The following is a 12,650-nucleotide window of genomic DNA, read 5'->3' on the forward strand; positions in this document are numbered from 1 at the left end:
TTAGATTTATTCTGTCTAAGAATCATTTCAAAGACATTCACACATTATCAACTGTTACTTAACAGGTTTCACCAAAATAGTCAACTGAGAAGTAGCAGTACCCCAACCGTAATTTACAGTAGCAGGGATGAAGATCTTATATTCAGATCCTACCGGTGAATTAACATTCACATACTTAACAGTATTACCTTCCTGAACCAAAGTAGCACCGTTAGGCAACTTACCATTAGCCAAATTGGTAGTAGCTTTCGTTACATCCAATTTAACTTCACCGAATGGGCCATAGAAGTACCAGTATTGTCCAGCAACCCATTGATCAGTTGTTTCTGTGTAAGTAGTCCATACATAGCATCCGCATCCAGCAGTTTCTCCATCAACTGATCCGTTGAAGTTAGGATAGTCAGAATGTTCATGTTTAACTTCTTCCCAAGTACCATCAATCCATTCGTACTTAGCCGGAGTATACTCGATACCTGCTACGTAAGTGTATTCAACGAGTTGACCTTCTAAGATAACTCTATTGGTGTATTCAGTTTTTCCAATCTGATCTACTTTAGCAAAAGGATGAATTTCCCAACCCTTAGCGCGAAGTTGAGCTTCAATAGCCTTATCAGCATCAGCTTGCGTTTCTGCTTCAGCAGTGAAAGTAGCTCTATCTTCTTCAACCCACTCATACTTCATGAAACCAACTTTCTTATATTTAAGATAGCTATATGTTGCAGTTGCAGTATACATAGTTACAGGCTTAACAGCTGTGAAAGAAACTTTCTTAGTTATCACATTCAACTTAGCTTCTTGTGTCTGTACATAGTGGCCGTCAACATATTCATACTTCGGAGTATACTTGAAGTCCCAATAAGATACACTTCCTGTAACAGATTCCTGATAAGGAGCAGTAATCGCTTCACCTCTCCAGTCTGTCAATAATTTATTATGCTGGAAGTTAGCGATATCACCACCAGTCTTAGCATCCTGCAAAGAAATTTCACCTGGCATATTCAGATTAACAGGACGGATAAAGTTAACCACGAAGCTATGTTGTGAAAGCTCATCACCGCTCTCCAATTTATAAACATGTTTAACTACAGCCTGCAGACCACCTTCGCTATTCAATGCTTTCTTAACCGCATCATCATTCTTATCCAAAGAGATTACAGTTCCATTGATCTTAACACCTGACAATACAGTCGTAGTAGCCTTACCATTAGATCTAGTTTCGATTATCTCATAGTAATCTTCAACACATTTAGGAAGTCCGGTTACTGTATGTTCTGTATAAGCTGCTTCCAGATCTTGATTGAACTGGCAGTTTTCAGGATCTTCATCATTATCAGTCGGAACTGTTACATTCACATCAAAATCATCAGCTGAAGTACCGGCCAAGGTCCAATAAGTATCATTCTTAACCAGTTTTTCTTCAAATGTCGGCAACTTCACATCAATTGTGAATTGGAATGTTACAGCAGCAGGATATTCAGAAGAAGCCAGTTTGTTCTTCACTGTAATGCTTGCTACGAAAGTAGAAGTAGAACCAATCTTACCAAGTTCACCATGTTTGAATGACCAAACAATCTTCTTAGTTGCAACTCCGGCTGAAGTAGGACCGTCTACGATGCTAGGAGCTGACATTCCATAAGCACTACCGTTCTTCGTTACAGCAGTTGTAGCAGTAGAAGCGTCATACAGATTCCAGAATTCTTCGTGGCTCATACCAACTTCACCAAGACTGTTTGCAATCTTACGGTACAGGTTCTCACGAATGTATTCTTCGTTCATTTCATAAGTAGCAGCAGTTGTTGAGCACTCGTAAGTCAATGTTCCCAAAGTCATAGGCAGAGTCATATCATCACTCTTAGTAACTCCGATTTCTACTTTCACGAAACCACGACGTACTACATTACCGTCAGCATCAACCAGTTCAACTTTCAAGATCGGAGTACGACCGATAGCTTCTTTGCTGAAATCTTCTGCCTGATACAAACCAGCTTCAGCATCATTACATTTGATCCATTTCTGCTGGTCAGTAGTAGTAGCACCTGTTTCAATCTCATATTTAGAACTTGCTACAGCAAATCTATATGATAAGCTGTAGTCCTCGATCGGGAATTTACGGTGAATATTAGTTTCTTCATTGTCACCGAAACAAGTTGCAACCAAGTCTTTCAAGTTGAATACTTCGTTGTAATACATCTTGTATCGAGGTTCTTCTAGTTTACAAGCATCAAATGTTGTTGCGTAATGAGCATCAGCTCCCCATTCTGTTAAAGTAGCATCATCGGCAATACGTACATCTGATGCATCCAATATATCATCGTAGATAGATACGTATGGAGAAGTTACCACTGCACCTGTTTCGTCTTTATCAACAGCTTCACCTTTCAATGTAGCCTGCAAAGCGATCATATTCACATCGCTCTTTTCCGGCTGAGTTGAGTGAGCGTTCAGACGAAGCAGTTTGAAGTCAACTGTACCCTTTTCAGCATTAGCAACCGGTTCGCCACTGATTTCAACCCATTTGCTGGCAGCAGCACGAGTGTTGATCACTGTAACAGTGCGATCAATGTAGCTATAGTCAGCGTTAGCCAACTTGAAGCTAGCCGGATTGAAGTGGTAGCTGGCAGTTGCCAAAGCAGCTGTAGAGAATTTATAAGTAGTAGGGATTTCTGCATTTTCACTCTTGTCCATCGCACCATACTTCAACGAGCTGAACTTAATAGCTTCAACACCGTCTACAATATAATCAGGAGCAAATGTGATGCTTGACAAACGAGCTACAACCAATATGTGCAATTGATCCAAGTCAGGTTTGATTTCTTCTCTGATTTGTTTCTGAATTTCAGCAATAGCCGGTTTGATATTGTCCTTGATATCATTTTTAATATCAGTCAACTGATTATTGATACGTTCTTCCAGATTAGCCATATCTGTAGCAGTCTGGTTCTTCAGATTTGTAATAGCTTCTGCATTACCGTTAATCAGTTCTTTCAGTCCGCCTTCACCGTTGATTTCATTCCACAGTTTCTCAATTTCTGTTTGAGCAGTGGCGATATCTTCTACGGCTTTCTTTATAGCTTCAGCATTAGCAGTGTAATCAAGACAAGCTTCTTTATATTCTTCTAATGTAGCCGACTGAATTTTCAAGTTTTCATATGCCGCCATCAAAGTTGCAATAGCCTGCTTCGCATCGCGCATGTCTTCGGCCACCTGATCCGGATCCAGATTGTTCAATCTTTCTTCGATACCCTCAATTTTACCTGCAATTGCAGTTTGGGCTGCTTCAAAAACTTCCCTGTCAACTTTTCCGTCGATAGACTCTTGCAACAGTACCTTCAACGCTTCCACCTGCTTTTTAGCTTCTTCTATTGCTTCAGCTTTAGCATTAGCAGCAGCCTCCTGAGCGGCAGCAGCATCAGCTTTCGCCTGAGCAGCATCAGCAGCAGCCTGGTCACCGGCAGCCTTAGCAGCTTCAGCTTCAGCCTTAGCAGCATCAGCAGCTTCTTTGGCGGCATCGGCAGCCGTTTGTGCAGCCTTAGCAGCAGCATCTAACGTAGCCAGCTGTTTTTCAAGAGCTGTAACGGAGCTTTGATTTCCGTCAATTTGTTCTTGTAGCCCCTTGATGTCGTCATCATAGTCTTTACAAGAAGTAAATGTACCCGCTGAAGCCGCTAATAGCGCTCCAAACAGGACGACACTTAAATACTTTTTGTTCATAATAAAAAAACTTTTAATTTATAAATTAAAAAAATAATAAAAATATAGTCTTCAAATTCTTCTTCTCAAAATTCATTTCTCATTCCTTTCATTCCTTGTGCGACCTCCTTTTCTTAATTCATTCGACCTTTATTTCCCTTATACAATACACTTAAAAGCATATTCACCATACAACTTCAGCCCGTTACTTTGTAGGTAACGGGCACACCTTTGTCCCGGCTTCCGAAAAGCCGCTTTTATGAAAAACCAAGCATTTTGATCATGAAACATTTTTACCCCTGCTTTTGAGCTACGGCAGAGGGGAGGAAATTCTTTGTATCTTAATCAAAGGTTAATAAGGCCCTGGCAAAAGAAATCCGTCGTTTTATCGTATTATTTCTCTTTTTTTAGTAGTTTATCAGAAAAAATATCTTTTTTGTTTGCATGTTTTCCAAAATATATCCATCTTTGCAACGCCATTTGGCTCCGTTACCTACAAAGTAACGGTCTAGTTATCAGCAGCCTACTCCTATAATAGATCGTTTTACAAAATTAATAATCTGATTATTAGCTTCATCAATTTTCTTACTACGGAAAGGCTTAAGATACGTCTCGGTCACCGTAATCGAGGAATGCCCCATCGCTTCAGAGATAATACCCGGATGAATCTCACAATAGTAGGCTGTCGTGGCCCATGTATGGCGGGCTGCGTACGAGCTCAACCTATCATTCAACCCCAGCATTTTGCCCAACAACATGAGTTGCTGGTTGAAGCTGCGCAAGGCCAACTGATACTCGTGATAGGCTTCCTTCGTTCCTTCACCGCTTTTCAACAGCGGGAAAAGATAAGGAGAATCGGTATCACGACTCATATACCTTTTCAACAAGATCATCGCTTCCGGTGTAAGTGTCACCGACAAAGGGCGCCCCGTCTTCCGCCTGCGGTAAGTGATCACGTTATCCCTCAAATCACTTTTACGCAGATAGGCAAGATCGACAAACGGCAAGCCGCGAAGCAAAAACATTAATATAAACAGTTCTTGTGCGCGCCGTACAGTAGTAGGTACGGCAGAAGATGAAGATAGTTTAGTAAAGACTTTCTTCATGTCTTCATCACACAGTGCCCTCTTATGGTCTGCACGCGTACCTGTATAGACGTAACGGAACAGATGAGGTGTATAAATAATCATCCGACTATTAACCGCACGGTTGTACACCGCACGGAATGTCCTTAGATAGGTAGAAACGGTATTCCAGCTACATCCTCTCCCACGAAGGTGTACCTCAAACCCTTTTAGCCACTCCGGGGTAACTTTATCAAAAGAAAAATCCCCTTTCCCACAATAAGCAATGATGGCATTGGTACTGCTACGATACACGTGCGCAGTACCAAAGCTTCCCCCCATCCGTAGCTCTTCGGCTACCTGCTTCATAAATGCTACTACTTTTAACATTGTACTAAGTATTAAAATTTACACTCTAAATATACAAATATTTTAGTAACTTGGAACCTTATATATGTATATTTTATTCATTGTTTTGACTTTCGCCGGACAGATGGATTTGATCCGGCAGAAAAGAAAAGAACAAACGAGAGAGAGGTTGAGTTCACGATACCCCTAAAAGCCCTAAACTCCCAGTCTACGAACATGCGAACAGGGACTAAAGAAAAAAATCATGAATATATCTACACAAAACAACAGGGAAAAAGAAGAATTGAAAGCTATGCTTACAGAGGTGAAATTTAAAATATATTTTTAATTACAAATATAAGAATTAACCAGAAAATAATTTAAATATTTTATTGTAACAAATATATTTTTAGTAATTTTGCAATGTCTTTACAGAATTGCACTACATATTTGTAACAATAAAATTATATTAAAATGAACTTAGAAAACGAAAACGGAGAGATTACATGGGACATCAAAGGATTCAAGGCTTTCTCCGACCTGGCGATGACATTCTTTCCGGAATACAGTAACATAGACGCGGCAAGCAAAAGAATGCGCGCAGAAATAGAAAATGACGAATCACTATTCAATGCCCTAAAACAGGCACACTATACGCACAACACCACACGTCTCAGCCCTAACCAGCAATATATACTGATATCCCTCTGGGGACCGTCTCACATTCATCTGCACTTCCGCTTCGGCACGCAAGAAACAGGGGAAGAATGAAAGGGGCAAAAAACACAGAAAAAGTGAGTCGTCCGAACAATATTAATATAGATAATTATATTTATTAATAATATATGGGCGGGTGTATGGGCGGGTCTCTTTTTTTAATGCTCATAACAGACTAGATTTCAATCAGTTGCATCCACTCAAAAACGGGCGGTTGTATGGGCGGCTTATTTTTCTGCAAATCCTCAAAATAGAGGCTCTAATTTCATCAAACAGAACCTCCATTTCTACTCAATAGAGGTTCTATTCTTAGCCAATAGAACCTCTATTTTTCCCGGCGACTTTCACCGCAACCCTCCTGCCCTCAAATACAAGTTTACACTCCATCTCCTCTTTTTGGCTTTTCCCCATACCATTCAAGTCTTCCTTCCTGTCACTCTCCCCTGTTTTCGACATAAACCGAATGCTATTCTCATTACATTCCAACATTATTTTCAACTCGTTCCGTCCAAATACGCCAGCACCGTCCATATTCGCCAAAACCGTCCATACGAACTTGACAAAAGATTCTCAATTTCGTACCTTCGGGCCGGATTTAAAGATCATTTGTCCACAACCAATAATATTAATTTAATAACGATTCAATGAAACAAATTACCGAGACATCCTTTCAACAAGGCTATTTCAAAATTCCCAGAACACTACTAAAACAACAGACAGGAAGCGGACAGCTGGAAAATATGGGAGCTTTCTTCCAAGTCCTCTCGCACGCCAACTATTCGGAAACAACCTACAACATTCACGGACTGACGATCTTTTGCCAACGTGGCGAATCACTTATCAGCAACCTGCATTGGAGTATTTTATTTGGATGGACCCGGTATAAGACCGCCCGTTTCTTCAAAAGGCTGGAACGCGAAGGCATCATCGAGATCCTCCCCCACCCGGAGAAGACTTTCCATATCCGCATCATCAACTACGACCTATGGACTGGAAGTGCACAGCCTGCCGACTCCTCTCAGAAAGAGGAAGAATCATCCAAAGCTTTCCACACCTTTTGGGACAACTACCATCAGATCATGCGGAAGCCCAAAGTCAACGTCGCCCGTGCCCGCCACGAATGGGAGAAGCTCACGAAAGAAGAATGGCAACTTGCCATCGACCGTATCGAAGATGTCTACTACCACACCAACGACACCCGCTTCATCGCCCACGCCTCCACTTACCTGAAAGACAAAGCTTTCCTGAACGAATACATAGACTAACCCCGACACCTCAAACATCATGAACCAACAAGCCACCGAACTCGAAGAAGCCATCATAGGCGCCTGCCTGATAGAGCAGGAAGCCCTGCCACTCGTCGCCGACAAACTACGTCCCGAAATGTTCTACGACAACCGTCACCAACTGATCTTCGCCTGTCTGACAGCCATGTATCAGGCCGGCAAAAAGATCGACATACTCACCGTCAAGGAAGAACTCGTCCACCGGGGCAACCTGGAAGAAGCAGGCGGCGCATTCGCCATCGCACAGCTGAGCAGCAAAGTCGCCTCTTCCGCCCACATCGAATACCATGCGCAGATCGTCCATCAGAAATACCTGGCACGCGAAGCCGTTCTCGGCTTCAACAAGCTCCTCGCCTGCGCCATGGACGAAACAATGGACATCGGCGACACACTGATAGACGCCCACAACCTCCTCGACCGGCTCGAAGGCGAATCCGGCCACCAAGACCACATGCGGGATATGGAAACACTGATGGCCGACGCCCTCAAAGAAGCCGAAGACCGCATCGCCAAAAGCGTGAACGGCGTCACCGGCATTCCCACCGGTTTGAACGAACTGGACAAGAAAACAGGCGGTCTGCAAGACGGAGAGATGGTGGTTATCGCCGCCCGTCCCTCGGTAGGAAAGACGGCCTTCGCCCTCCATCTGGCACGCAGTGCAGCATCAGCAGGAAAAGCGGTAGCCGTGTACAGCCTCGAAATGGAAGGGGAACGCCTTGCCGACCGGTGGTTACTCGCTGCCAGCAACATCAATCCATACCGGTGGCGAAACGGGCTTGCCAATCCGCAGGAAGTAGCGGAAGCACATACCACCTCCGGCGAGTTGTCGCAACTGCCCATTTACGTGGACGACAACTCCTCTGTCAGCATGGAGCACGTCCGCTCCAGCGCACGACTGCTGAAAAGCCGCAAACAATGTGACATGGTCATCATCGACTACCTGCAACTTTGCGACATGACTACCAAGCAGCTCAACCGGAATCGTGAACAGGAAGTAGCGCAAGCTACCCGAAAAGCGAAGTCGCTTGCCAAAGAGCTGCATATTCCGGTCGTACTGCTGAGCCAGTTGAACCGTGAGTCGGAGAACCGTCCCGGAGGCCGTCCGGAGCTGGCACACTTACGTGAGAGCGGGGCTATCGAGCAAGATGCGGATGTTGTAATGCTGCTCTACCGTCCGGCACAGCAGCGCATCACCATCGACAAGGAAAGCGGGTATCCGACAGAAGGATTGGGAGTGGTCATCGTAGCCAAACAACGCAACGGGGAGACAGGAAACGTCTACTTCGGGCACAACCAGTCTATGACAAAAATATATGATTACGTTCCGCCATTGGAATATATGATGAAACATGCCAGATAGGGAGATATCAAGTTATATATATTATTACATTTTATAGTATAAATACCGGCTCTTTTCTTTTCTATTTTATTTTATATATTAGGGGAAAATAAAGTGCTATTTACTTGACTTCGCCTCTCAGATTTCGTATCTTTGTATTGTTAGAAAAAAGCATCACATAAGTATTAACCAAACCTTAACTTTTTAGAAATTATGAATGTATTAGTAGAACGCTATCAACGCAGAAAGTATGTAAACCAGGAGAATGCTCCCATGTTGTATTACATCCGTCAGAAGTCGGGCAATGTGAGGGTGATGGACATCGACACGATAGCTACCGCTATCGAAAGCAAGTCGGCACTGACCGCCGGAGATGTGAAGCATACCATCGAGGCTTTTGTGGAACAACTGCGGGCATCGCTCACACAAGGCGACAAAGTGAAAATTGACGGACTGGGTACGTTCCACATCACGCTGACCAGTGACGGTACGGAGCTGATGAAGGAGTGTACGGTACGCAGCATTCGCCGTGTCAATGTGCGGTTCGTTGCGGACAAGGCGCTGAAGCTGATGAACGCAAGTCACACCAGTACCCGAAGCGAGAATAATGTGGATTTCGTGCTGGGTGGTAAGAGTGACGAAGACGGAGGCGGAAACGGCGGCAATGGTGGAAACGGCGGTTCGGGCGGCAACACTCCCGGAGGGGATGATGGAGACGAGGCACCGGACCCGACAGTTTAAGACTGTAAACTACACATGGCGGGGAGATTTCAGCTCCGCCATGTTTTTTTCACTAATATGATTGATCACTCTACCCGATTCTATTTTCTTTATTCACCAATGATTCAATAAATATATGTTAGACAAAATACTTGATATTATTATGACGATTCTCCCTTTCTTCGGAGGTCGCAAGAAACGCCAGCAAATGGCGCAGGAAGTGAAAGAGTTCAGCGAACTTGTGAAGGAACAATACGGCTTCCTGATGGCACAGCTCGAAAAGGTATTGAAAGATTACTTCGACCTGAGCGACCGGGTGAAGGAGATGCATGCGGAGATATTTTCCTTGAAAGGCAGGTTGTCGGAAGCGATGGCATTGCAGTGCGTCAACAAGGAGTGTATCCAACGCAAAAACAGTACGGACGCATGAGGACAATCAATCTAATTGTCGTCCACTGCTCCGCCACCCGGGAGGACAAGAGCTTCACCGAGCATGACTTGGAGACGTGTCACCGCCGTCGCGGATTCAACGGAACGGGGTATCATTTTTATATCCGCAGAAACGGTGATATCAAATCTACCCGCCCTATCGGACGTATCGGTGCTCACGCACGAGGTTTCAACAAGGAGAGTATAGGGATCTGCTATGAAGGTGGGTTGGACTGTCGGGGAGTGCCCAAAGATACGCGTACTTCGTGGCAGAAACATTCGCTACGGGTGCTTATCCTCACATTGCTGAAAGATTTTCCCGGTTGCCGCATTTGCGGGCATCGTGATCTCAGTCCCGATCTCAACGGGAACGGTGAGATAGAGCCGGAAGAATGGATCAAGGCGTGTCCTTGCTTTGAGGCAAGTAAGGAGTGGAACCGGGAGTAAATAAAAGAATTCCCCTTATCTCTCGCCTGTCCGGTTGTGAGATAAGGGGAATTTTCTTTTTTCTGATATCTTAGTAGACTTCCAAATCTTATTTCTTAGAAGCTTCCAAAGATGCTTTACGGAATTCTTTCATTGCTTTTTCGATTTCCAAAGAAGCTTTACGAGCGCGAGTTCCTGCTGCTTTGTTACCGTTTTCAATCTGAGCGTTAGCATCTTTTGCGAAGTCAGCATACAGAGCTGCTACTTTTTCTACCAATTCTTTCATAATCCTTTTATTTTTTTCGTTAATAATGTGCCGCAAAAATACACTGTTTCCCGAAATAAACGCATAAAAACGATATTTTTTTTGAATTTATCTGCGAAAATAAACTAAAAAAAGGGCTTTTCGCCATTTTTCCCTACCTTTGTAGCCATGAAAACGCTTACAGATACGGATTATATACATAGTTTGATAGCTGAAGGAGAGCATCAGCAACAGGACTTCAAATTTGAAATTTCAGACGCACGGAAAATCGCAAAAAGCCTCTCGGCATTTGCCAATACCGACGGAGGGCGGTTATTGATAGGCGTTAAAGACAACGGACGGATAGCCGGAGTACGATCTGAAGAAGAAAAATATATGATAGAAGCCGCTGCACAACTTTATTGTATTCCGGAAGTTGAATATACTTTACAGACATTTATCGTGGAAGGCAAGCAGGTACTGGTGGCCACCATCGAAGAAAGCCCGCACAAGCCTGTGTATGCAAAAGATGAAAACGGGAAACCTCTCGCCTATCTCCGCATCAAGGACGAGAATATCCTGGCGACGCCTATTCATCTGCGTGTATGGCAGCAAAGTGACAGTCCACGGGGAGAACTGATCCGATACACGGAACGGGAACAGCTCCTGCTCGACCTGCTGGAACAGGGTACTTTGCTTTCTCTCAACCGTTATTGTCGCCAGACCGGACTTTCCCGACGGGCAGCCGAACATCTGCTCGCCAAATTTGTTCGTTATGAAATAGTAGAGCCTGTATTCGAAAATCATAAATTCTATTTTCGGATAAAAAGCGAATAATGCAAGAGTTATCATTTTAGAAATGAACTAAATTATAAATTGAGGATTAGGCACGGATTACACGGATTAACACGGTTATTTTACGTAATCATAGCACTAAAACCGTGTTAATCCGTGTAATCCGTGCCTAAATATATTCTTTTCCATACAAATATGAACTTTATCAACGAGATTAACGATATTCTCTGGACTTATATCCTGATTATCATGTTGCTAGGCTGCGCAATCTGGTTCAGCGTGCGGACAAGATTCGTACAGTTCCGCATGATTCGCGAAATGATTGTATTGCTCAGCGAATCTGCCGGAAAAGGAAAGCACGGAGAAAAGCATGTGTCTTCTTTTCAAGCGTTTGCCATCTCCATTGCCAGCCGCGTAGGTACGGGAAACTTGGCAGGGGTTGCCACCGCCATCGCTATCGGAGGACCGGGAGCCGTTTTCTGGATGTGGGTCATTGCCCTGCTGGGAGCTTCAAGCGCATTCATCGAATCTACACTGGCGCAGCTGTATAAAATACGCGGAAAGGATTCTTTCGTCGGAGGCCCTGCCTATTATATGAAGAAGGGATTGAAACAGCCTTGGATGGGGATGCTCTTCGCCGTACTTATCAGTATTACGTTCGGTTTTGCCTTTAACTCGGTACAAAGCAATACAATCTGTGCCGCTGCCGAACATGCTTTTGGTTTCGACCATACGGTGTTGGGAGGGATACTTACCGCACTGACTCTTCTCATCATCTTCGGAGGAATTCGCCGCATTGCCCGGGTAAGCAGTATTATCGTACCGATTATGGCATTGGGATACGTAGGACTGGCATTGGTCATCGTATTACTCAATATTACTCAGTTGCCGGGAGTCATCTCACTGATCGTAAGCCACGCTTTCGGCTGGGAACAGGCATTGGGAGGAGGAGTCGGAATGGCACTGATGCAAGGCATCAAGCGGGGACTTTTCAGCAATGAGGCGGGTATGGGATCGGCACCGAACGCGGCGGCAACGGCAAACGTCACTCATCCTGTGAAGCAGGGGCTGATACAAACGCTGGCTGTATTCACCGATACACTACTGATTTGTACTTGCACGGCGTTTATCATTCTTTTTAGCGGTGCTCCGCTGGACGGTTCTGCCAACGGTGTTCAACTAACTCAGCAGGCGCTGACCAATGAGATCGGCGCATCCGGAGGGGTATTTGTTGCCGTAGCACTGTTCTTCTTCGCATTCAGCAGTATTCTGGGGAATTATTATTATGGAGAGGCAAACATTCGCTTCATCACCGAAAAGAAATGGGTACTGCACTCCTACCGGATATTGGTAGGCGGCATGGTACTCTTTGGCTCTGTTGCGACTCTTGATATGGTATGGAGCCTGGCAGATATCACGATGGCGCTGATGGCTATCTGCAACCTGATTGCCATTCTTTTTCTCGGGAAGTACGCAGTACGGCTGCTCTCCGACTATCGCGCCCAAAAGAAAGCAGGCATCCAAAGTCCCGTTTTCAAGAAAGAGACTATGCCGGAGATCGAAAAGGACTTGGAATGTTGGTGAAAACCAAC

General features: G+C 44.4%; 11 protein-coding genes. 8 read left to right on the forward strand and 3 right to left on the reverse strand.

The window, feature by feature from the left end; genetic code table 11:
- Window positions 1-54: 54 nt before the first annotated feature.
- Together BLW31_RS02345 and BLW31_RS02350 are read right to left on the reverse strand one after the other, a co-directional pair.
- Entirely contained in the window at window positions 55-3,711 is a 3,657-nt protein-coding gene (locus BLW31_RS02345) for a hypothetical protein (RefSeq protein ID WP_010537051.1), read from the reverse strand.
- 494 nt (window positions 3,712-4,205) lie between these two features.
- Window positions 4,206-5,144 (reverse strand): tyrosine-type recombinase/integrase, encoded by a 939-nt coding sequence (locus tag BLW31_RS02350; protein WP_029425377.1) that lies wholly within the window; start codon window positions 5,142-5,144, stop codon window positions 4,206-4,208.
- A 432-nt stretch (window positions 5,145-5,576) separates the two neighbouring features.
- Between BLW31_RS02350 and BLW31_RS02355 the strand changes: the two genes are divergently transcribed.
- From BLW31_RS02355 to BLW31_RS02385, 6 genes are all read left to right on the forward strand, one after another.
- Complete coding sequence (locus tag BLW31_RS02355; protein ID WP_010537049.1) at window positions 5,577-5,873, forward strand: DUF4248 domain-containing protein; 297 nt, start codon at window positions 5,577-5,579, stop codon at window positions 5,871-5,873.
- Between the two features lie 590 nt (window positions 5,874-6,463).
- Complete coding sequence (locus BLW31_RS02365; protein WP_010537047.1) at window positions 6,464-7,084, forward strand: LvrA C-terminal domain-related protein; 621 nt, start codon at window positions 6,464-6,466, stop codon at window positions 7,082-7,084.
- A gap of 19 nt (window positions 7,085-7,103) precedes the next feature.
- Window positions 7,104-8,465, forward strand: coding sequence for a replicative DNA helicase (gene dnaB, locus BLW31_RS02370; RefSeq protein WP_010537046.1), 1,362 nt, complete (start codon window positions 7,104-7,106; stop codon window positions 8,463-8,465).
- Window positions 8,466-8,657: 192 nt separating this feature from the next.
- Complete coding sequence (locus BLW31_RS02375; RefSeq protein ID WP_010537045.1) at window positions 8,658-9,185, forward strand: HU family DNA-binding protein; 528 nt, start codon at window positions 8,658-8,660, stop codon at window positions 9,183-9,185.
- 115 nt (window positions 9,186-9,300) lie between these two features.
- Window positions 9,301-9,594 (forward strand): hypothetical protein, encoded by a 294-nt coding sequence (locus BLW31_RS02380; protein WP_010537044.1) that lies wholly within the window; start codon window positions 9,301-9,303, stop codon window positions 9,592-9,594.
- A complete protein-coding gene (locus tag BLW31_RS02385; RefSeq protein ID WP_010537043.1) occupies window positions 9,591-10,040 on the forward strand; it encodes an N-acetylmuramoyl-L-alanine amidase in 450 nt (149 codons plus the stop codon). Before BLW31_RS02380 ends, BLW31_RS02385 begins: the two co-directional genes overlap by 4 nt.
- An 88-nt stretch (window positions 10,041-10,128) precedes the next feature.
- Here the strand turns inward: BLW31_RS02385 and BLW31_RS02390 are convergent, their stop codons facing one another.
- A complete protein-coding gene (locus tag BLW31_RS02390; RefSeq protein ID WP_007750534.1) occupies window positions 10,129-10,305 on the reverse strand; it encodes a BF3379 family histone-like protein in 177 nt (58 codons plus the stop codon).
- A gap of 147 nt (window positions 10,306-10,452) precedes the next feature.
- Between BLW31_RS02390 and BLW31_RS02395 the strand changes: the two genes are divergently transcribed.
- Window positions 10,453-11,100 carry an AlbA family DNA-binding domain-containing protein gene (locus BLW31_RS02395; RefSeq protein WP_029425374.1) on the forward strand — a complete coding sequence of 216 codons (648 nt, stop codon included), beginning with the start codon at window positions 10,453-10,455 and terminating at the stop codon, window positions 11,098-11,100.
- Window positions 11,101-11,253: 153 nt separating this feature from the next.
- A complete protein-coding gene (locus BLW31_RS02400; RefSeq protein ID WP_010537041.1) occupies window positions 11,254-12,642 on the forward strand; it encodes an alanine/glycine:cation symporter family protein in 1,389 nt (462 codons plus the stop codon).
- Window positions 12,643-12,650 lie beyond the last annotated feature (8 nt).

It is taken from the genome of Bacteroides faecis MAJ27 (assembly GCF_900106755.1).
GTDB lineage: Bacteria > Bacteroidota > Bacteroidia > Bacteroidales > Bacteroidaceae > Bacteroides > Bacteroides faecis.